The organism is Streptomyces sp. NPDC003023, from assembly GCF_042888225.1.
In the GTDB taxonomy this organism is placed as follows: Bacteria; Actinomycetota; Actinomycetes; order Streptomycetales; family Streptomycetaceae; genus Streptomyces.
Genome location: NZ_JBIAPL010000015.1, coordinates 34,008 through 55,268, shown reverse-complemented (window position 1 = coordinate 55,268; position 21,261 = coordinate 34,008). Strand labels below are relative to the sequence as shown.

Sequence of the window (21,261 nt, the reverse complement as noted above, 5' to 3'; positions counted from 1 at the left end):
GTGACCGTCCTGTCGAGGACCTGCACCCATTGTTCATGCACGCGTCAATTGCATAGAGCAGCTGTTCACTCGGCCGCTACCGCCACGTTCACGGAACGCCGCCTAGCGTCCGAGGTCATGACTTCCAACTCGTCCCGCAGCGCCGCTCGTTGGGCCGCTGCCGCCACCACCGTCGCTGCCGCCTTCTCGCTGCTCACCGCCGTTCCCGGCACCGCCCACGCCGCCGAGGCGGCCTCGTGCACGCCCACGGGACCGACCTACGCCGTGAACACCGCGGGCAGCCTGCTGCGGTACGACATGCCGACACCGCTCGCCGGCGGCGACCTCGCGAATCCGAAGACGATCGACAGTGGCTGGTCCGCCTACGGCCGCGTCCTCGCCGGCCACCGGGCGAAGTTCTACGGGATCAAGTCCGACGGCCTCTACCTGAGCCAGCGGGACTCCTCGACCGGCACCTGGAACATCCACCACAAGAAGATCAGCGACGACTACGGCTGGCTGGCCGGATCGGCGGACCGCAACCAGATCTCGGTCGACCGCAGCGACCATCTGTGGGTCCTCGACAACGCCGGCAATCTGCGCGCCAACAAGTACGACCCCGCGACCGGCACCTGGGACGCGACGAGCGGGAAGATCATCGACAAGGGCTGGGACCGCTACAACCTGATCGTCGCGGGTGACGACGGCGTGGTCTTCGGGCGCCTGGCGGCCACGGGCGAACTGGTCCGCTCCCGCTACGACTTCACCAGCCAGCGATGGGTCGAGCGCCATGTCGTGAAGAGCTGGGCGGACTGGAACGTCTACAAGAGCGTCACCTCCATCGGTGGTGACACGCTGGTCGGCGTCACCACCGGAGGAACGGCCCACTACTACCGCCTCGACGAGAACACCGGCGGTTTCGCCGTCTACAAGAAGACCGTGGGCGCCTCGGGCTGGCAGAACTTCCCCAACGTGACCGGGGCCCCCGACGCCTGCCGCATCCTGAACGACCACACCCCGGCGGCACCCTCCGTCCCGCTGGAGTCCTACAGCCGGGCGGCCGTTGTCCAGTCCGCCGCCGGGTCGCTGGAGCTCGCCTACACCGACAACATCGGCCGTCTCGTGCACGGACGGATCGCCGACCCGTCGGACATCAACGGCGTGCAGTGGACCACCATCTCCGGCAACGACGCCTTCGCCGGCACACCGTCGCTCGCCGGACACACCGACGGCCGTGTCGTCGTCACCGGCCACAACACCTCCGGCAGCGTCTGGCAGCGCAACCAGACGGCGAAGTCCAGCGCGGACTGGGGCAACTGGATCGACCTGGCCGGCGCCATGGCGCAGCACCCCGTGACGGCCAGGACGCCGGCCGGGCTGCTCGTCCAGGTCGCCGCCGACGCGGACGGCCGCCCCTGGTACCGCATCCAGCAGCGCGCCAACGTCGACTTCATGGGCTGGACGAAGCTGGCCGGTACCGGATTCCAGGGACCGCTCACGGCCGTCACCGTCCGGGACGGCATCCAGTTGTTCGGCAAGGCGGCGGACGGCACGCTGTCCACGGCGCTCCTCGGGGAGGACGGCAGCCTGTCCTCCTGGACCTCGCTCGGCGCCCAGGCCGTCACGGGCACGCCGTCCGTGGTCGTCTACCCCGGCTACCGGCTGCGCGTCTTCGCCACCGACGGCCTGGGCAAGGTCGTCACCACGGTGCAGGCGGCCGAGAGCGGCCCCTACGGCGCCTGGACCACGGTCGACGGGCTGACCGCCGACGGCTCGCCGAGCGCGGTGATCTCCCCCCTGACCGGTCTCACCGAGATCACCGTCCGGGGCGCCGACGGCTACATCCACAACACGGGTGAGACCACACAGGGCAGCGGCACCTGGCGCGCCTGGCAGCAGCCGGCCTACGAGGTGTCCGCCACCGAGCCCACCGCGTTCACCTACACCAACGCGGCCGGTCCCACCTGGGCCTACTCCTTCCGTACCGCGGACAACCAGACCCGCGTCTACCAGGTCCAGCAGACCTCGGCGCTGAGCACCATGCGCGCACAGGACGAGAAGCCCGCCTTCGCCGGCACGGCGCTGACCGCCCCGGCGAAGTAGCACCGAGGCCGGGTGCGGCGGCCATGCGGCCGCACCCGGCCCCGATCCTCCGACCCTCCGACCCTCCGAGCCTCCGAGCCTCCGAGCCTCCGAGCCTCCGACCGGAACGACAGGCCCCCGCGGCCGGTCTTCGCGACCCACCCGACCGCGGTCATCGCCTCGCGCGGCGCCACGTCCGCGTGCGCGTACGTCTTTGCCCCCGTACCAGCCTCGGCCGGTACGGGGGCGGAGAGAGGGCCGCGGCGGGCGGCGCTACCCGACCGGCTCCCGCTCCCGTTCCGCGGGGCGGCGGTCCGGGCCGAGCATGATGATGCGCGAGACCACGAACGTGATCGGGATCGCCGCCGCCGCCGCGACGAGCGGCGCGTACGTACTGTCGAAGTGGAGCATGTCCACCAGCAGGTAGACGCCGCAGGTGGTCACCACGAAGTTCGCCGCGTTGGTGAGCGGGAACAGCAGGAACTTCCGCCAGGTCGGCCGGGTGCGGTACGTGAAGTACGAGGTCAGGAAGAAGGACCCGACCATGCTCAGCAGGAAGGCGACGACATGCGCCGCCACGTACGGAAGCCAGGTCAGCAGCGCCAGGTAGAGGCCGTAGTACGTGCCGGTGTTCACGACCCCGACCAGGGCGAACCTGATGATCTGGCCGCGTACCGTCATTTTCCTACCAGTTCCCCCGCGCGCCTGTTCCGCCCGTCGTCCTGTCGGGGAAGGCCGGCGTTGGTCGCCTTCACCAGGAAGTGCGGCCGCCGCTTCACCTCGTAGTAGATGCGGCCGACGTACTCGCCGACCACACCGAGCATCAGCATCTGCACACCGGCGAGCGCGATGACCGCCACGAGTAGGGTGACATACCCGGGGGTGTCCACGCCGTTCACGAGGGCGACACCGACAATCCAGGACGCGTACACCGTGGCGACGGCCAGGAGCAGCATTCCCAGATAGATCGCGGCCCGCAGCGGTTTGTTGTTGAAGGAGAGCAGCCCGTCGAGGCCGTAGTTGAGGAGCTTTCCGAAGCTCCATTTGGAACGGCCCTGCTCACGCACCGCGTTCTCGTACTCGAATGTCGTGGTACGGAATCCGACCCAGGCGAAGATGCCCTTGGAGAACCGGTTGTACTCGGTGAGTTCCAGGATCGCGTCGACCGTGCGCCGCGACAGCAGCCGGAAGTCGCCGACGCCGTCCACGAGCTCCACGTCGACCAGCCGGTTGATCAGCCAGTAGTAGGCGCGCGCGGTGACCGTACGGGTGACCCGGTCGCCCTTGCGGGTGCGCTTGGCGATGACCTGGTCGTGGCCCTCCTCGTAGAGCTGCAGCATGCGGCGCACCAGCTCCGGCGGATGCTGGAGGTCGGCGTCCATGATGACGACCGCGTCGCCCCGGGCATGCCGGAGACCGGCGAGCATCGCCGCCTCCTTGCCGAAGTTCCGGCTGAAGGAGACATAGCGCGTACGGGAGTCGGCCTCGGCGATCTCCATAAGGAGCGGGAGCGTCCGGTCATGACTTCCGTCGTCCACGTAGACCAGTTCGAATTCGCCATCGAGAAGGGCGAGTTCCGCGGTCACATGTTCGTGGAAGCGGCCGATGATCTCCTCTTCGTTGAAGCAGGGAACAACTATCGAGATCAGCACAGGAGAACAACATTCGAACCGAATGACTCGCGCCGGTTCAACACATGGCGCCCAGGAGACCATTCGGTGAACTGGCCCTCCGGTAGAGCGCTTTCACGATCGGCGCTGGCATATTCGAATCATCATGTGGACTCTGCCCTCCGCCGCGCCCGCGTCGCGCGGCCGCGCCGCCGCGCTCGCCGCGCTCATCACCGTAGGGGCGGTGTGCGCCGGCGACGCCGTCGCCCGCACCTTCCCCTTCGGGCCACGCACCCGCAGTGTGAACGACCTCGGGAACCAGTTCGTCCCGTACCACGCACACCTGTGGGACCTGCTCCACGGCCGGGCGGACGGCGGGCTGCTGCTCAACTGGCAGTCGGGTTACGGCACCAGTTTCCTGCCCGACCTCGGCACCTACCTCACGAGCCCGTTCTCGGTGCTCGTCGGGCTCTTTCCACGTGACGAGATCGACCTGGCCGTCTACGTCGTCACCGTGGTGAAGACGGCCGCGGCGGCGGCGGCCATGACCTGGCTGCTCACGGCCCTGCACAAGGGCAGCGGCCGCAGGTGGGCGGCCGCGGTCCTCGGCGCCTCGTACGCACTGTGCGGCTGGTCGGTCGTCGAGGCGACGTACAACCCGATGTGGCTGGACGGTCTCGTCTTCTTCCCTCTGCTGTGCCTGGCGGCCGAATGGGCGCGCACCGGCCGGCGGCCGCTCCTGGGGCCGGTGGTCGTCGCCCTCGCGTGGACGGCGAACTTCTACACGGCGTACATGGCGACCATCGGCGCCGCCCTGGTGCTCGCCGTGCGCCTGCTGCTGGAGGAGACGCGGCCCGGGGAACGGGCGCGGGGCCTGCTGCGGTCCGTCCGGACCGTGCTGCTCGGTGTCGGCCTCGCCGCGCCCGTCCTGGTCCCCGTCTTCCTCGGCTCGAAGCACGCGTATCCGGGATGGTCGAAGGAGTTCGCACCGGCCAGCTGGGCGGACGTGTTCGCCAGGATGCTCCCGGCGACGTACAGCTTCTTCACACCCGCCCTCTTCATCGGCACCGGGACCCTGCTGCTGGCCGCCGCCCTCGCCTTCAACCGCGCGGTGCCGGTCAAGGAGCGGTGGACATGGACGGGCCTGGCGGTCGCCGCCGCGGTGTCCGTGCAGTGGGGACCCACGCACCTGGTGTGGCACGTCTTCGCCACACCCAACGGCAGCCCCTACCGGCAGACCTTCGTCGTCGCCGGGCTCGTGGTGATCTGTGCCTGGACGTCTGTGTCGCGGGGCTGGCCGCAGCGGCGCTCGGTGCTCGGCGGCGGCGCGGTCGTCACCGCGTTCGCGCTCGCCGCCGTCACCAGCGAACTGACCACCCTCTGGGCGTATCTGCTGTTCGCCCTGGGTCTGGTCGCGGTGGTGGGCGGACTGCTGATCGCCGCACGCGGCCGCCACGCGGCGGTGGCCGCGGTACTCCTCACCGGTGCGCTGATCGGGCAGGCCGCCGCGACCACCGCCTACGCGGACCGCGAGAGACCCGCGCGCCTGGACCACTACCCGTCGTGGGGCGCGGCGCACAGCGCGCGGGAGGCAGCCGTCCGCGACGCCGACGGCTGGCCGGCGTACCGCACGGACCCCGGCCGCGAACGGCTCACCGGCAACGACCCGATGCTCGTCGGCGGCCAGGGCGCCTCGTACTACAGCAGCCACACACCCGACGTCCTCACCCGGACGCTCGCGGCACTCGGAGTGGGCTGGACCTCACGCGGCCGGAGCCTGCAGTCGCTGGACAATCCGGTCACGGACGCGATCTTCTCGGTGGGCGCCCGGGTACGGACCGGCCCCGGCGGGCGGCCCCGGATCCTGCGCTCGGACCCACCGCCGCTCGTCACGGCACGGCCGCAGGGCCCCGAGCCCCGCTACGGTTCGTCCCCCTTCCGCAACCAGGAGCTCCTGCTCGGCGCACGGGTCTACGAATCCCCCGTCGACGGCGCCTGCCGGCCGGGCACCGAGGTCTTCCTGTGGGCGCCCGACTACACGGGCACCGCCCGGGTCGGGGACAACCCGCCCGTCAAGCTCCTCGGCGGCACTCCCAAGCGCCGGGCGCCGATCACCTCGCTCGGCACGGCGACCGCCCCCGGCCTCCCCGTCGCCTACGGTTCCGCCGCCCCACGGGGAGCGGCCGTCGGCTGCCTCGACCACACCGCTCTGGACGCCGCCGTCGCGGGCCTGAAAGCCACCGGAGCCGTGGACGTCGACGTCTCCGACAGCGGCATCACGGCCGAACTCCCCACCGGTACCAGGGGAACGGCGGTGATCGCCGCCCCGCGGATCGCCGGCTGGAGCTGCGACGGCCGCCCGGCGGACTCCTACCTCGGCCTCGTCGCCGTCCCCCTGGACGGCAGCCGCACGGCGATCAGCTGCTCCTTCCGCCCGCCGGGCCTGCGTCTGGGCACGGCGGTGGGAGGCGCGGCGCTGCTCGCCCTGCTGGTGACGGTCTTCGGGCCGCCGGCACTGGGACGCGTCCGCCGGCACAGGAGCGGGTGGGCCGAGGCGGCGTGACCGCCTTCACAATTGCGAAACCCACCCTTCATCCGCCGAGCATTCGGTCTTGGTGGGCACCGGAGTTGTTCACGCGTACGTTCCCTGGCATGTCCTCTCTGCCCAACCGTCTGACGAAGCAGCTCCTGCGCCCCGCCCTACCTCTGGTGGAGCGGATGACCAGACCGCTGCGGTCCGACGTCGAGTCCCTGAGAAGAGAAGTCGCCGACATGCGGCGGCAGCAGTACGCCTTCGGTCTGCTCCTCGACGGCACCGGCAGAGGAACCCACCGGATGCCGACGGCCGGAGCGATCGACACCCTGGTGCGCCAGATCGAGACGGTGAGCGACGGCAGCCCGCACGCCCGCCGCAGCGTGGTCGTCGCCTACCGGACGGTCGTGGCGCAGGAGGCGCTCGGCGTCGGCAGGCTCGCCGGGTCGACCTCCAACGTGTGCGGCAAGCTCGCCACGATCCCGCTGCTGAGCCCGCCGAACGGCGACATCCTCGAGATCGGCACCCTCTACGGGCAGTTCGCCGCCGCGCTGCTGCGGATGATGCACCGGGCCGGGATCCAGCCGGCGCTGACGATCGTCGACCCGCTGGCGGGATCGCAGCTCCAGCCCGGCGCCACTCCCCACGCCGACCCCACCGGGACGCCGGTGCGGGAGGACGTCGTGCTCGCCAACCTGGCGCCGTCGGGCGGCGCCGGGGCCTACCCGGCCCGGATCGAGCAGGGCTTCTCCTCCGACCCGGAGGTGCGCTCCCGCGTCACCGACCGGGAGTACGGCGTGGTCGTCGTCGACGGCGACCATTCGGAGGACGGGGTCCGCGCCGACCTCGAGTGGGTCGAGGAGCTCGTGGCGCCGGGCGGGATCGTGGTGCTCGACGACTACGGCGACAACAAGTGGCCCGGCGTGCAGGACGCCCTGGACAAGCACCTGGCCGACGGCACGTCCCGGCTGCGGATGCTGGGACGGGTCTCCACCTCCGCGTTCCTCCGGGCGGTCTGAGGCCGGGTACGTTCAGCCCATGCGGAACTGCTGCTGGCGCTCCAGGGCGCGGCGCAGTTCCGCGGGAAGCTGGTGATAGGGGCCGTACGCGCGCTCCGCGTCGTACAGCAGGGACCGGAACTGCTCGTACGCCGCCATGTGGTCGCCCACCGCGAGCAGCAGATGGCCGATGCGGTGGCGCACCTGCAGCGCTCGATCGGGATCGGAGCCTTCGTAGTACGGCAGGACCGCGCGGTACTCGGTGAGTGCCGCGGCCGGCCGGCCGAGCTGTTCCAGACACGCGGCCGCGTCATGGCGGAACTGCAGGGACTGCGGGTCGGCCGGGCCCGCCTCCGCGGTGCGGTCCTCCGCGAGGCGGCGCAGCTCCGGCAGGGCGCGGCGGTACTGCCCGTCGTCCATCAGGGTCGCCGCGTACTGCTTGCGCAGGATGCGCACGACGGGTGAGTTCTCGCCGTGCTCGGCCGCGGCGGCCGGGAGGATTCCGCCGAGGATGTCCACGGCCTGTGTGATGCCGCCCTCGCCGAGCAGACGCTTGACCTCGTCGACGGCGGCCGCGACGTCCGGCTTCGGCGCGGACGTGACCGGCGGTGCGACCGGCGGGGGCGGCGCCGACGCCCGGTCGGGCCAGGGGGCGTGCGGGCGAAGGAAGGGACGGGTGGGGTCGAGGGGGCCGGCCGGTGCGCCCCGCGAGGGCAGCAGGGGCGCGAGTGCCTCGTACACCTCGTGCGCTCCCGACGGCCGGTTCTCCGGCTCCTTGGCGAGCAGGCGGAGGACGAGTGCCTCCAGCGGCTCGGGGATCTCGGGGCGCAGCTGGCGTACCGGGAGCGGCGGTTCGTAGAGGTGGCGGTGGAGGACGCCGAGCGCTGTGGAGCCCGCGAAGGGGACGTTCCCGCTGAGGAGTTCGTGCAGCAGGACGCCCAGGGCGTACAGGTCGGTGTACGGGCCGACGGCGCCGCCCATCGCCTGCTCGGGCGCCATGTAGGCGGGGCTGCCGATGGGCGAACCGGTGTGGGTGAGCCGCGTGGTGTCCATGTCGATGACGGATGCGACGCCGAGGTCGAGGACGGTGACGGTGCCGTCGGGCTTCACCATCACGTTGCGCGGCTTGAGGTCGCGGTGGACGATCGGCACGGCGTGGACGGCGCCGAGCACCGCGCACAGCTGCGCGGCGACGCTCACGGCCCACTGCCACGGGTACGGGTCGTGCTCGGCCAGGTGGTCGGCGAGGTCGGCGCCCTCGACGTACTGCATCACGAGGTAGAGGTCGTCGCCGTCGCTGCCCGCGTCGTGGACCGTGACCAGGCCGGGGTGGCAGACCTGGGCCGTCACCCGGCACTCGCGCACGAAACGGCGGCGCATCTCGTCGGCGGCGGTGGCGGCCGCCATGTGGTCGGGGCGCAGCAGTTTGACGGCGACGCGGCGGTCGAGCCGTCCGTCGTACGCCGTCCAGACCTGGCCCATGCCGCCCTGGCCGATGAGGGCGGACAGCTCGTAACGGTCTGCGATGACGCGGCCGTTCACTTGCCTTCTTCCTTGCGGAGCAGGTCGCTCAGTTCGTCGAGCTCGGCGCGGACCTGGTCGATGCGCAAAGTGGCCGGCGCGGGGGCGGGGGCGCAGGCGGGGGCCGGGGTGGGGGCGTGCGCGGGGGGCGCCGGGGCTGCCGGGGGCGTCGTGGGCGCCGGGGCTGCCGGGGCGGCCGGGGCGGTCAACGGGTCCGTCGGCGACGGGACGCGGGCCGCGGGCGGGACGGGCGGATAGCCGTAGCCGGGGGGCCGCTGCCCAGGGGGCCCGTACGGCCCGCCGGCCGGCACCGTCGGGCCGTACGGCGAGCCCGTCGGCAGCGGTGGCGGCCATCCGGCGGACCGGTAGGGATCCTGGTAGTGGCGGATGTCCGCGACCAGGTAGTGCGTCGGGACGCCCAGCGCGAGGCCCAGCAGCACGAACATGCACACGAAGTCCACCGGCCGCGGCTCCTCGGCCGCCGCCGTCTCCCCCTGGGCGGAGAACTCGCCGATCACGACGAGACAGGTCACGGCTGCGACCAGCGAGACCCAGAACAGCAGCCAGTCCGAACGCCGTCGCCTCATGACCGCGATGCGCAGCATCGTGCCCCAGGCCAGAAACCCGAAGCTGAGCAGCGCGAGCGCCACGAAGAGGACGCGCACGACGACGAGCAGCGCCGTCGGGGTGCGCCTGGGCTGCGGCGGCGCGAAGCCGTGGCCGTGCATTCCTGCTCCTGGAGGCCGGGACCTGGACGAGGCGGAAGGGACTGAAGCGGACTGAAGCGTATACACCGACACCGACAAGCGGGTGCGGGTTGTACGGAACCGTTGTCCGATACGTCACTCCGGCAGAACGCTGCCGTCCGTGAGGCCGTCGTGAAGTCCTTGCACGAGCTGTTCGCCGAGCCGCCCGGCGAGCCGCAGCGCGTCCTCGAACTCGCTGAGTGCGCGGAATCGGTCGCCGTAGCGCCGCTGGTCGGCGAGCGGCAGCCTGGGCAGCTGGAGACGGCGTACGTCGAGCCGGGTCGCGGTCGACGCGTAGCTGCTCGCCTGGCGCTGGTTGGCACTGCCGCGCAGGAAACCGGCGAGGAACCAGGGGTCGAGAGCCGCCGGGTCGGGGCGCAGCAGCTGGAGGTTGCGGCCGAGCGCCGCCCCGGCCGCCGCCTCGTCCGCCACCCGCACGACCGTGCCGCTCCCGAGCACCGGGACGACGACGTCGCCCGCCTCGACCAGCACCGGAGCCTCCTCCGGGCCGACGGGAAGCGTGCCCGAGGGGCCACGGCCGGCCAGGACGTCCTGCTCCGTGAGGACGGACACCGCCCCGTCCGCGGGTGCGGACCCGGCTCCGCCGGAACGCAGGGCGAGGTCGCCCGCCCTGGCGAGCTCGCCCACGGTGGTGGAGGGCCAGTGCGAGGGGGTGGTGGGATCGGCGGGACACGCGGGCCGGGGGGTGAGTTCGACGGTACGGCCGAGGGTGCGCGTCAACCGTTCCCGGACGCGGCCCAGTTCGGCCGTGCCGCCACCCGCGGCGGAGGGCGGCAGATGCCGGGCGGGGGCCAGGTCCACGTCGTCGTCGAGCAGTTCGATGACCGGGACGCACCGGCTCACACCGGGTGTCTCCGTCACGGTGCCGTCCCGGTCGAACGGCCGCCAGGCGTCGAGCACGGCGGAGCGGATGGCCGGCCAGTCCAGCCGGTCGCGCCCAGCGGCGGCGGGCTCCGCGGTGGCGGTGTCCACGACGAGCAGTTCCGGCGACGGGCGTTCCGTGGGTCCGGGCCTGCGCAGCACCCACATGTGGAGCGGGATGCCGTACGGGGGCGCGGCACCGGCGGGGAGGGCGACGACCGCCCGCAGCGCGCCGCGCCGCAGCAGCCCGGCGCGGACCCGGCGTCCGGAGCGGCGGGAGGCGGCGGCGGGCGGCATCAGCAGGACGGCCGTGCCACCGGGGCGCAGCCGGGCGAGGGCGTGCTGCACCCAGGCCAGCTCGGACTCGGTACGGGCCGGGAAGCCGTACTCCCAGCGCGGGTCGTAGGCCAGTTCGTCATGGCCCCAGTTGCGCTCGTTGAACGGCGGGTGGCACAGGACCGCGTCCGCGGCGAGCGTCGGGTAGGCGTCCGCGCGCAGGGCGTCGCCCGCGGCCGTCCGTACCTCCGCGTCCGAGTGCAGGGCGAGGCGCAGCGCGGTCAGCGCGGCCAGGTCGGGGTCGGCCTCCTGGGCGTGGAGCGCGGTGGGGCGGTCGGCGGCACGCAGGAGTGTGCCCGTGCCGGAGGCGGGGTCGAGCACGGTTCCGGCGGGCTCGACCAGGGCCGCCATCAGCTCGGCGGGGCCGGTGGGCGTGAGTGTGTACTGGCGCGGGTTCGCGTCGAGATGCCTGCCCAGCAGGAACTCGAACGCCTGACGGGCGCCGGTCTCCGCGGCCAGCGCTGCCGCCCCGCGCATCAGCGGCACGGAAGCCACGAGGTCGGCGGGGACCGGTGTCTGCACGGCCCGCGGACGGCCGAAACGCAGGGTCAGCACCTCCTCGAGCGCCGCGGGCAGGGTGGTGGCCAGGCGTGCGTCGGACACGGCGCTCAGGGCGGGCCAGCCGGCCGGCCTCTGATGGACGAGGAGCAGCGCACAGCCCGCGTGGACCAGGGCGGTGACGGCTCCTGCTGGGTGGCTGGACAGCTGCTGCCAGACCCGTTCACGGAGCGGCACTTCGGCGAGTTTCCCCTGGTCGCGCAGCCAGCGCTCGACGTCGGCGAGGGCGAAGGACGGACTGGTCTCCGTGCCGCCGACGGGCCTGGGGAAGTCGGCGTGCCGGCGCCGCCAGTTGCTCACGGCAGCACGTCCCACGCCGGCGAGTCTGGCGATCTCGGCCGCGGTCACCTCTGACGCGGTCACCTCTCCTGCCGTCACCTCTGCTGCCGTCACCTCTGCTGCCGTCACCTCTGCTGCGTTCTTCGGCACCGGCTGTCTCCCCGTCACAGTTCCGCTGGTGGACGGCACTGTACTCGGGTTCACACGCAACGAGCGCTTCACAGGCGCAGATTGAAGATGCAAGCAATCTCTTGTTGACTCGGTTCACAAGCTCTGCTCTTATTGACCCACGACACCACGGGCTACGGCAATCGGGCCCGCCACAAACCATTGGGGGGGACCCATGTCACAGCACACCCAGCCTCAGTACGATCCTCAGCAGCCCGGTCAGCCCGCGGCGCCCGGCCCGGCGCGCAACGGCCTCGGCACGGCCGCCCTGGTGCTCGGAATCATCGGCCTCCTCTTCGGCGTCATCCCGTTCCTCTTCTGGATCGGCAGCATCCTCGGACTGCTCGCGCTGATCCTCGGCCTGGTCGGCCGGGGCCGCGCCAAGCGCGCAGAGGCCACCAACAAGGGGTCGGCCACGGCCGGCGCGGTGCTGGGTCTGCTCGCCCTGATCGTCAGCGTCATCATCGGAATCGTCACCGTGATGGCGGTCGACGAAGCGGTCGACGAGATCAACAAGGCCGTCGAGAACACCGCCCCCAAGGACACGTCCGCGGACGGCGCGGGCGGTACGGACGGTGCCGCGGGGACGACCGGCGAGACCCTTGCCGCCGGCGACACCTCCGCCTACGAGGACGACGTGGAGATCACCGTCTCCGCGCCGAAGCCGTACACGGCCAGTGAGTTCGCGGTCGGCCACACCAAGGGCAACAAGTCCTACCAGGTCACGGTCACCATCGAGAACGCCGGCAAGGAGAAGTTCGACACCACCCTCGTCACCCTCGACGCCCGCGCCGGCAAGGACGGCGTGACCGCAGAGCAGATCTTCGACGAGAAGGTGGGCTCCGGCTTCGAGGGCACCATCCTGCCCGGCAAGAAGGCCACGGTCACCTTCGCCTTCGACGCCCCGGCCGACGCGAAGAACCTGACGGTCGAGGTCTCCCCCGGCATCGACTACGACGCCTCGCAGTGGGAGCTCACGGTCTGACGGACCGGCTCGCAGAAGGCCGGGGAGGCCGCCAGAAAGGGCGGCCTCCCCGGCCTCTTCCGCGTCCACCGCCGCGGCACGCCGCCGCGCGCGTTCACAGCCGGTGCCGCACCCACACGTTGGGCTCCACGTACACGGCGTAACCCCGCTCCGCCTCGCAGTGCACCGGCACCAGCGCGCCCGGCACCTCGACCCGGCCCGTCGTGTCGAACGGCAACCCGGTCCACCGGCGCCACTGGTCCAGGGACCCGGTGACGGTCATCGACGTGTGCGCCACCTTCTCCAGGACACCGCCCGCGCGTACATGCACCCGCAGCCACGGGTCGTACGGCAGTCCGTCCGACGCGCGGGTGCGGTAGGCGTACTCGTCGATCAGGGTCTGCGGCTCGTCCTTCTTCGCGCTCGGCCGCACCGGCGCGATCACCTCGTCGAAGCCGAGACGGCGGGCGTTGTCCCGCATCGCGGCGAGCATCCGGCTCGATATCCCCCGGCCCTGCCTGCCGGTGGCCACGGTGATCTCGATCGCGCTGACCGTGTCGGGCCTACGGCCGTGGCGCAGATCGGAGAACGCCCAGAGCATCACCTGGTCCCAGCCGCCGGCGGGCAGTTCCCTGCGCCCGTCCACGTCCATGGCCAGCGGAACACTGAACGCCCTCGCGACGACCTTCCCTTCGGGATCCGTCGCCACCAGCACGTACTCGGGCAGCTCGCCCACGATTCGTCCGATGTAGGCCCAGCCGATCGGGTCGTTGGTGACGAACTCGTCCCAGGTGTCGAGCATCTGCCACATGGCGCCCTGCAGTTCGGGGCGTTCGGCGAGCGTCGTGATCTCAAGGTCCATTACGGCAGGCTAATCAGCGTCCGCCGCGATCCGTACTGGTTATCCCCCGCCCGGGAGTGGGCGGGGTGCGCGGGCGGCGTGGGCCGCCCGAACGGCGACACCGGCCGTGCTCGAGGTGACGAACGAGCCGCCGCCGGCCTGGGGCGGCATCGCCGGACCCGAGTCCGCCAGGCCGTCAGCCCCCGCACTGCCTCAGCATCGTCTGCTTGTCCGGGGCCGTCACCGGCAGCTCGTACTTCACGGCGACCTGAGCGAAACGCACCGCGTAGGCGCAGCGGATCGACTTGTTCGGAGGCAGCCACGAGGCTGGCCCGGAATCACTCTTGGCGCTGTTCGCCCGGCCCTCGACCGGCAGAAGGTTCAGCGGATCGTTTATGTCGGCACCCGTAACTGTCTCACCGACTTCTCCGTTATGTGCGCGTACAGCTTGTCTCACACCGGGGGAGGGTGGCTCGCGCGTGATGGAGTCAGAAGAGACGGATGCCAGTTCCGGGACGCTGGTGCTACTGCACCGGACGGCGCTCGGGGCGCCACTCATCGACCCACTTCCCTTCGACGGGGACACGGTCCTTCAGCGAGCCGGCGCCAACGAGGGCAGACCTTTCATCCTCGGACCGGACGGCGGCTACGACCACCACCTGAACCGCTTCCTGCGCGACCTGGAGAACTGGGGCGTGCGATCGGAGAACAGCCGCATCGCCTACAGCACCGACGTCATGCTCTACTGCCGCTTCCTGCACAAGTCCCGAGGCGGCAAGTCCATCTGGGACACGGACGGTGCCGACCTCCGGGCGTACAAGGCCGTACGCCTGCACGGCAACGGACCGGGCAGCATCTCGGTGGCGACCTGGAACCGCTCGATCGCCGCGCTCGACAAGTGGGTGCAGTGGTCGCTGTACGAGGAACTGCTGCCCGCCGAGCCGTTCCGGTACGTCGACAAGACCGTGGTGTCCCCTCAGGGGCCGAAGCGCCTACGAGTCAACGCCGACGCCGAGCCCGAGGTGCCCCGGCAGCCGATCCGGTTCCTCTCACACGAGGACTTCATGCTCTGGCGGGACATCGGGCTGCGCGGGCTGTTGCCGGACGGCTCCCTGGACGTCAGGTGGCGTGGGCGCAACGGCGAACGCAATGCTCTCTTCGCCGATCTCCTGGTCTGCACCGGCATGCGGCTGGGCGAGGCCGCGAGCCTGCTGACGACGGAGCTGCCACCGGTGACCGGCAGACGCCTGATCGGCGACATCACCGTCTCGGCCGCCGTGGCCAAGCGCGGCAGGACACGCACGGTGTACGTCCGCCCCCGGGTGGCCCGCGACCTGCACCACTACGTCGGTATGGAGCGTGACGAGCTGGTGCAGCGGCGGCGCGTCCGAGGCGTGTACGAAGCGGATGCGGACCGACTGCCGGTACGCCGGGTGAGCCGGCACGCGCTGGTGGTCGAGAACGGAACGAGCTGGTCGTACTCGCGCATCGGTGCGGCGGACCGGGCACGACTCGTCCAGGTCGACAGCCGAGGAAGCGCGGTCGGTCCCCTGTGTCTGTGGCTCGGTGAGAACGGGTTGCCACTGCGGCGCAGTACCTGGCAGTCGGTCTTCCAACGGGCGAACGAGCGGTGTGCCGCCTTCGGGCTCGACTTCGACGTCCACCCGCACACCCTGCGGCACACGTTCGCGGTGCACATGCTCGGCCTGCTGCTGCGACAGACCGTCCGGGCACTCGGCATGCGTGAGGACCGCCGGTTCACTCACGCGGAAGTGAAGCGCCTGCTCATCGGCAACCCCCTGCGCAAGCTCCAACTCCTGCTCGGCCATCGCCACGAGGCGACCGTCTACACATACCTCGACGTCCTGGACGAGGCCCAGGAGATCGTCCTCGCCGCTCTCGGCGACTGGGACGAACAGGCCGCCGCCTTCGAGCGGATCCCCTTGGACGTGGAGGAGGACCGGTGAGCCCGCGCCGCGTCCGCTTCCCTGCCGCTGTCGAGACCCCCGCCGCGGCCGAGCCCGTGCCGACGATCGGCCCCGTGATCTTCACCGTGGATCTCAACGGGAGTCCCGAAAGCATCGACCTGTCAGGGCTCCCGTGTCCCCGTCTCACCCGCGCCCTCGCCACCGCACTCGCCGAAGTCGTCAGCGCTCCCGGCACCCTGCGTGACCGCAATGGCGTCCGCTATGTCGTCAAACGCATCCGGGAGTTCGTCGAGTTCACGGCCGCTGTCCTACCGGACTCCGCCTCCGACCTGCGTCTCAGCGACCTGAAGCCCGATCTACTGGACGAGTTCGAGACGCGTCTGATCGCTCGGTACGGAGGGACGAGCAAGGAGCCGTACCTCACCATGACGTACCTCGTGCGGCTTCTGAAGCTGGTGCACGAGGCGCACCCCAACGCCTTCGGGGCCGCCTTTCACGCCCGCCTGGGCTTCACGTCGGCGGCGGCCCATCGGGCGTCGAAGCCCCTCGACGCGTACCCGTTCCCGGTGCTCGACGCGTTGGAGAACGCCGCCCGGGACGATGTCGCCCGCATCCGTGACCGAATCCTGGAGGGCGAGAATCTGGCGGCCACGGGCCGCGACCCGCGCCAACACGGCTGGGATCGGCTGGAGAACATCCTCTGGTACATCGCACACCACGGCCCGCTGACCGTCGAAGACGCCTCGTACAAGGTCCTGCGCCCCTTGGGCGGAAGAGAGGAACTCAACGGTCGTCTGCACCTCACCGCCAAGGATCTGGTGCCCTTCCTGCTCCTTCTCGCCTGTCAGACGGGCATGGAACCCGAGTGCGTCCGGCAGTTGCGCTCCGACTGCCTGGCGAGTCCGGCACGCGGCTACGTCAGCATCGCCTACGTCAAGAAGCGCGCCCCGGGTTCCACGCACAAGACGGTCAGGGTCACCGATGGCGGGTCGCTGCGCTTCCCCGGTGGCGTGATCCGGCTGGCCCTGCGCCTGACGAAACGCACCCGCGAACTGATCGACAGCGACGCACTGTGGTGCGACGTCGGTCGTCACGGGCAGGCCCGGGCATCCTTCGACGGTCCCCAGGGGTCGGCCGTGAGCCGGCAGTGGATGTACGAGCGTGGGCTCGACCGCCTCACCGACAGTGACGGCGGGCCGGTCGCCCTGGACCTGCGGCGGGTACGCAAGACCGTCAAGTCCCGTCAGTACCTCCGGGCCGGCGGGGTCCTTGAGGACTTCGCCTCCGGCCACACCCGGCCGGTCGCCGCGAAGCACTACGCGGACATCGGCGCGCACGAGGAAACCCACGAGCAGGCCGTGGAGGCGGGCCTCGAGCAGGCACTCGGCGCGGCGCTTCCCCCACCTGTCGTGCTGTCGGACGACGGCGCACGACTCGACGACGGCCAGGCCGCACTGACTGCGCGGGAGATCGAGTCGGCGCTCTCCGGCGAGCAGGACGTATGGCTCGCCTCCTGCCGCGACTTTTCCGCCTCACCGTTCGCGCGCAAGCCTGGTGCTGCCTGCCCCGTCCCGGCCTGGGGCTGCCTGGAATGCCCGAACGCGGTGTTCACAAGCCGCCACCTGCCGAGCCTGCTGTCCTTTCTGGACTTCCTGGAGCGGCAGCGCGAGGAGTATCCGGCCGCTGAGTGGACCGCGCGGTTCGGCCTCGCGTGGGATCGCATCGTCCACGGTGTCCGCGCCCGATTCAGCACGCGCCAGATCGCCACGGCGCAGGTCATCGCCGAGGGCGGCGGCGATCACCTGCTGCTGCCCGCGTCGTTCCTGGAGGTCATCGCATGACTGCCGTCCCGAACCCCAGGTCGGAGCAGCAGGACCTGTCGTCGTCCGAGGAGTTCGTGCTCCCCAAGCGGCTCACGGTGGGTCTGCCGAGCCGTGGCCCGCTCCTGTCCGAGGACGTCTGGGACCTGCGGTGTGTACTCCCCCGCACGTGGCGAACGTGGCGGCTCGACTTCACGCAGATCGGCGACCTGGTGACTCGACGCACGGCGAAGGAGTACGTCGCCTCCCGCCTGAGCCGGGGTTCACTGGGCCTGGGTCCGCTCAAGGCCACGACGGCAGCCGACGAGCTGCGCACGTTCATCGTCGTCATGAAGGACCTGCGAGAGGTGGGCGCCCCACGACTGTCCGACGTGGACCGCACCCATCTGGACGCCGTGCTGAAGAAGTGGAAGAGCAGCCCGCACACCGCGGCACGCAACGTGGCATTCCTGAAGCACCTGTCGGCCCACGGGCCGTTCCTGTCCGCGGACAGGCTGGGCGCCCTGCCGTGGAACGGCCGCAGCGCCTACGGCGTCGTCGGCCTCCAACGCCTCAAGGGCGAGAACACCACGCCCCGCATCCCCGAGGAGATCCTCGCTCCCCTGCTCCGGGCGGCCGTCTTCTACGTGGAGACGGCGAGCGCCGACATTCTCGCCGCCCAGCGGGAGATTGCCACGCTCGAAGCAGCACGCAAGGGCCGGAACCTCGGCCACGACCAGGCACGCGAACGGGTTCTGGCCTTCATCGCCGAACGCCGCGCGGCCGGCCGGGGCATCCCCGCACTCCCCCGCGAGACCGTGCACACCGTGCCCAACACCGTCACCGTCGACGGCGTACCGCAGAGCCCGAATCACCGCCTCGTCTCCCTCCTGGCCGGCTGCGGGAACGCCGCACACCTGCGACCGCTGATGGCCGAGGCCGGCGAGGACATCGGCTACGAGGAAGGCGGGTTGGACACTCCGATGTCCGAGTGGCCGGCCACCGGCAGGCCGTGGCGCCCGCCGCTGAGCCCCGTCACGTTGGCCAACGAGCTGTCCTTCCTGCGCACGGCGTGCTGGATCGTCATTGCCTACCTGTCGGGAATGCGGGACGTGGAAGTGCGTGAGCTGGACCGCGACTGCGCCACTACCGAGACCGGTGCCGACGGGCGGCCCCGGTACAGACTCCGCGGACGGGTCTACAAGGGGAAGGACCGCAAGCTCAGCGGAGACGAAGCCGAGTGGGTCGTCCTGGACGTCGTACACCGCGCCGTTGCCGTGCTCAAGGAGATCAACGACGACCCCGGTCACCTCTTCGGCTACGACGGCGGTGGCCGCAACGGATACGTGCTCCTCAGCAACATGCCCCAGCGCATCAGAGCCTTCCGCGACCACCTCAACGATCTGTTCAGCACGGCGGATGAGCTCTATATCCCGCTGACGACAACGCCCCCGGACGTGCACTCACCGGACGAGGAAGACGCGCCAGAGCCCACGGCGCTTCCCTGGGCCTTCGACACCAGGCAGTTCCGGCGCAGCCTCGCCTGGCACATCGCCCACCAGCCCTTCGGCGTGGTCGCGGGCGCCCGCCAATACAAGCACGCCGCGATCACCATGTTCGAGGGATACGCGGGGACCTCCGCCTCCGGCTTCGCCGACGAGGTGGCCGCCGAGGAAGCCGTCGCCAAGCTCGACTACGTCGAGGACCTCTACCACGACTGGAACGAGGGCGGTCGTTCCGCAGGTGGTGCCGCTCAGCGCATCGAGGCCGAATTCGACCGCATCCACCGTGAACTCGGGGACCTGCCGGGCGCGGCGGCCAGCCCCTCCCGGCTGAGGACGCTGCTGCACCACCTGACGAAGACGCTGCACCCCGGTGTGCTGAACGACTGCTTCTACCAGGCGGAGACGGCCGTGTGCCGCAAGCGGGCCAAGCCACTGGGACGCCCCGTCCCCATGCTCGACATGTGCATGAACTGCCCCAACTCACGCCGCTCCGCCGTCCACCTGCCCCGCCTGGAACGTGCGCACGACATGGCCCGAGCCGAATTCGCCGACAGCACCGGCCTGCCCCGACTCCAGCAGCTTGCCATCACCGAACACCTGGCCACACTCACCCGCCTGATCGCCGAGATCGACCACGAGGACACCCGTCAATGACCGACTCCCCGGACGAGACCCTTCAAACCGTCCGCACGGCCTTCGCCCGCCTGGCCCGGGAGAACCCCGGGCTGACCGACATCGACTACAAGATCATGCGCGCCTTCGAGCAGCTCATGCTCGGCCGCCCCGAGATCACGGACGGCCGCACGTCGGCGGTGAACATCTGCGCCGAGGCCGGCGTCTCCCGAGCCTCGTACTACCGCTCTCCCGTGGCGAAGGCCGTCAAGGAGATCCTCGGCTCCCCTGCTGCCCGGCGCCCCGAGACGGACGAGCTCAGGCAGGAGATCGCGCGCCTGAGGCAATCCGAAGTGCGGCTCCGTCGGGAGAAGGCAGCCGAGATCCGGGAGCTACGAGCCACTGCCGCAGCGTACGCGAACCAGATCCAGGTCCTCGCTCTGCGGAACGTCGAACTGGAGGCGGACGCCCGCCGACTACAGGCTCAGGTAGCAGGGGGGCAGCAGCGGGTTGTCAGGCAATTGAAAGGAGCCCGAACGACGGCCGAGGCTGCTTCGGAACAGACGTGACCTCGCAGACCACCGCTGCGGCCACCGTCTTTGTGCCGGCCAGTCATGAGTTCGCCGCGCGCAGCCGATCGAGCTCGTCCCCGATCACCGCGCGCAGCGGCTCATGCTCGGGACCGAGTGCGAACTGCTCGTCCGTCCACCTGTCACGGGCGTAGAGCCAGACCGGCCGTCCCACCAAGTCGGCTGGCTCCCAGTTGAATCGTGGCCATACGTGCGCATGCAGGAAGCCATCGGTATTGCCCAGGATCTCCAGGTTGACCCGGCAGAACTCCGTGTCCAGACGCCTGCAGGCTCGCTCAACCGCCTCTCCAAGCTGATCCATGTCGGACAAGAACGACAGCCTCTTGGCCCTGGGCAGGTCCGACAGTCTCTCCACCTCCGGATCATCCACGAGAAGCACCGAGTAGCCCGGCAGGAACTGCACATCGCCGATCACTGCGAATCCCGCGGTCAAGCGCCTCAGCACAGCGGGGTTCTCACCCCGCAGAGCGCTCCCGATCCGATCCATTCGCCAGTCATCCCCCACGGTCCGAACCTTCCTGGTCGCAGTCAGCGTCCCTCAGTCAGCCGCGCGGCCCGTTCAACCTCCGCACTGGCGCAGCATCATTCTCTTGTCCGGCGTGGTGACCGGCAGTTCGTACTTCAGCGCCACCTGCGCGAACCGCACCGAGTACGAGCACCGAATCGCCTCGTTGGGCGGCAGCCAGGACGCGGGCCCCGAGTCCCGCTTGGCCGAGTTCGTGGAGCCCGAGACGGGTAGCAGGTTCAGCACGTCGTTGCCCAGCCGCTGCCGCTTCTCCTTGCTCCAGCGGGCGGCGCCCATCTGCCAGGCGTACGACAACGGCACCACGTGGTCTATCTGCACCTCGCTGGCTTTCGCCTTTTTCCAGGCGATGTCCTTGCCGGTGTACGGGTCGTACAGGTCCATCGACACGACCACACAGTCGGAACCGGCGCGGAACCGAACGTTTTGCCCGTGCAGCTTCAGCAAGTCATTCCGCGTGTCACAACCGTTCCGGGCCAGTGGCACACCGTCCGCCGTGTCCATCCACGCGTAGCCGAACTCGTCCCGGTCGTATCCGGTCTTCGGCCCTCGCCCCTTGGTCGACAGCTTGGAGATCAGCTCACGCGCTGTCGTCTCGTCCTTCTCGGACGCGATCGGAGCAAGCCCAGGCTTCGTTCCGTCAGGGGCGGCCAAAGGGCTGGCTCCGTACTTGGCGGACGAGTCACCGCCTGATGAACCACTCTCGCCGGACAGTCCGCTTCCCGTACAGCCCGCCAGGAACATCCCGACAGCCAGTGCAGCACCGGCACGCAGCACGTCGCTCGTGAGACACCGTTTGGACACGCA

The 21,261-nt window shown here is 70.6% G+C and carries 16 protein-coding genes and 1 pseudogene; 8 read left to right on the top strand and 9 right to left on the bottom strand.

Annotation, left to right across the window (positions count from 1 at the left end; translation table 11 throughout):
• Positions 1-117: 117 nt before the first annotated feature.
• Positions 118-2,082 (top strand): tachylectin-related carbohydrate-binding protein, encoded by a 1,965-nt coding sequence (locus ACFYV1_RS32185; RefSeq protein WP_389399175.1) that lies wholly within the window; start codon positions 118-120, stop codon positions 2,080-2,082.
• 252 nt (positions 2,083-2,334) lie between these two features.
• Here ACFYV1_RS32185 and ACFYV1_RS32180 read toward each other — a convergent pair whose 3' ends face one another.
• Positions 2,335-2,742: a GtrA family protein gene (locus ACFYV1_RS32180; protein ID WP_389399174.1), complete on the bottom strand. Its 408-nt coding sequence runs from the start codon at positions 2,740-2,742 to the stop codon at positions 2,335-2,337.
• On the bottom strand, positions 2,739-3,713 hold the full coding sequence (locus ACFYV1_RS32175) for a glycosyltransferase family 2 protein (RefSeq protein ID WP_389399173.1): 975 nt from the start codon (positions 3,711-3,713) through the stop codon (positions 2,739-2,741). The genes ACFYV1_RS32180 and ACFYV1_RS32175 overlap by 4 nt, the downstream gene beginning before the upstream one ends.
• Before the next feature lie 124 nt (positions 3,714-3,837).
• On the opposite strand from ACFYV1_RS32175, the gene ACFYV1_RS32170 reads away from it, so the two are divergent.
• On the top strand, positions 3,838-6,234 hold the full coding sequence (locus ACFYV1_RS32170) for a YfhO family protein (protein WP_389399172.1): 2,397 nt from the start codon (positions 3,838-3,840) through the stop codon (positions 6,232-6,234).
• 89 nt (positions 6,235-6,323) lie between these two features.
• Positions 6,324-7,223 (top strand): class I SAM-dependent methyltransferase, encoded by a 900-nt coding sequence (locus ACFYV1_RS32165; RefSeq protein ID WP_389399171.1) that lies wholly within the window; start codon positions 6,324-6,326, stop codon positions 7,221-7,223.
• A 12-nt stretch (positions 7,224-7,235) separates the two neighbouring features.
• On the opposite strand, the gene ACFYV1_RS32160 is transcribed toward ACFYV1_RS32165, so the two are convergent.
• The 3 genes from ACFYV1_RS32160 to ACFYV1_RS32150 form a co-directional block, all read right to left on the bottom strand.
• Complete coding sequence (locus ACFYV1_RS32160) at positions 7,236-8,744, bottom strand: protein kinase (RefSeq protein ID WP_389399170.1); 1,509 nt, start codon at positions 8,742-8,744, stop codon at positions 7,236-7,238.
• Positions 8,741-9,451, bottom strand: coding sequence for a hypothetical protein (locus ACFYV1_RS32155; RefSeq protein ID WP_389399169.1), 711 nt, complete (start codon positions 9,449-9,451; stop codon positions 8,741-8,743). Before ACFYV1_RS32155 ends, ACFYV1_RS32160 begins: the two co-directional genes overlap by 4 nt.
• Before the next feature lie 114 nt (positions 9,452-9,565).
• Positions 9,566-11,593 (bottom strand): N-6 DNA methylase, encoded by a 2,028-nt coding sequence (locus ACFYV1_RS32150; RefSeq protein WP_389399271.1) that lies wholly within the window; start codon positions 11,591-11,593, stop codon positions 9,566-9,568.
• A 274-nt stretch (positions 11,594-11,867) separates the two neighbouring features.
• On the opposite strand from ACFYV1_RS32150, the gene ACFYV1_RS32145 reads away from it, so the two are divergent.
• The gene (locus ACFYV1_RS32145; protein ID WP_389399168.1) at positions 11,868-12,677 is read left to right on the top strand and encodes a DUF4190 domain-containing protein; all 810 of its coding nucleotides are present in this window, start codon (positions 11,868-11,870) and stop codon (positions 12,675-12,677) included.
• 94 nt (positions 12,678-12,771) lie between these two features.
• On the opposite strand, the gene ACFYV1_RS32140 is transcribed toward ACFYV1_RS32145, so the two are convergent.
• Both ACFYV1_RS32140 and ACFYV1_RS32135 read right to left on the bottom strand, forming a co-directional pair.
• On the bottom strand, positions 12,772-13,518 hold the full coding sequence (locus ACFYV1_RS32140) for an N-acetyltransferase (RefSeq protein ID WP_389399167.1): 747 nt from the start codon (positions 13,516-13,518) through the stop codon (positions 12,772-12,774).
• Positions 13,519-13,693: 175 nt separating this feature from the next.
• Positions 13,694-13,891 (bottom strand): annotated as a pseudogene (locus ACFYV1_RS32135) (HNH endonuclease); the annotation flags it as partial.
• Positions 13,892-13,979: 88 nt separating this feature from the next.
• Between ACFYV1_RS32135 and ACFYV1_RS32130 the strand changes: the two are divergent.
• From ACFYV1_RS32130 to ACFYV1_RS32115, 4 genes are read left to right on the top strand one after another with little or no spacing between them, the layout of a single operon-like run.
• Entirely contained in the window at positions 13,980-15,464 is a 1,485-nt protein-coding gene (locus ACFYV1_RS32130; RefSeq protein ID WP_389399270.1) for a tyrosine-type recombinase/integrase, read from the top strand.
• Entirely contained in the window at positions 15,461-17,266 is a 1,806-nt protein-coding gene (locus tag ACFYV1_RS32125; protein ID WP_389399166.1) for a hypothetical protein, read from the top strand. Before ACFYV1_RS32130 ends, ACFYV1_RS32125 begins: the two co-directional genes overlap by 4 nt.
• On the top strand, positions 17,263-19,383 hold the full coding sequence (locus tag ACFYV1_RS32120) for a hypothetical protein (protein ID WP_389399165.1): 2,121 nt from the start codon (positions 17,263-17,265) through the stop codon (positions 19,381-19,383). The genes ACFYV1_RS32125 and ACFYV1_RS32120 overlap by 4 nt, the downstream gene beginning before the upstream one ends.
• Positions 19,380-19,910 (top strand): hypothetical protein, encoded by a 531-nt coding sequence (locus ACFYV1_RS32115; protein WP_389399164.1) that lies wholly within the window; start codon positions 19,380-19,382, stop codon positions 19,908-19,910. Before ACFYV1_RS32120 ends, ACFYV1_RS32115 begins: the two co-directional genes overlap by 4 nt.
• A 43-nt stretch (positions 19,911-19,953) precedes the next feature.
• Here ACFYV1_RS32115 and ACFYV1_RS32110 read toward each other — a convergent pair whose 3' ends face one another.
• Complete coding sequence (locus ACFYV1_RS32110; RefSeq protein WP_389399163.1) at positions 19,954-20,436, bottom strand: diadenosine tetraphosphate hydrolase; 483 nt, start codon at positions 20,434-20,436, stop codon at positions 19,954-19,956.
• 54 nt (positions 20,437-20,490) lie between these two features.
• Positions 20,491-21,198 carry an HNH endonuclease family protein gene (locus ACFYV1_RS32105; protein ID WP_389399269.1) on the bottom strand — a complete coding sequence of 236 codons (708 nt, stop codon included), beginning with the start codon at positions 21,196-21,198 and terminating at the stop codon, positions 20,491-20,493.
• Positions 21,199-21,261: the final 63 nt, after the last annotated feature.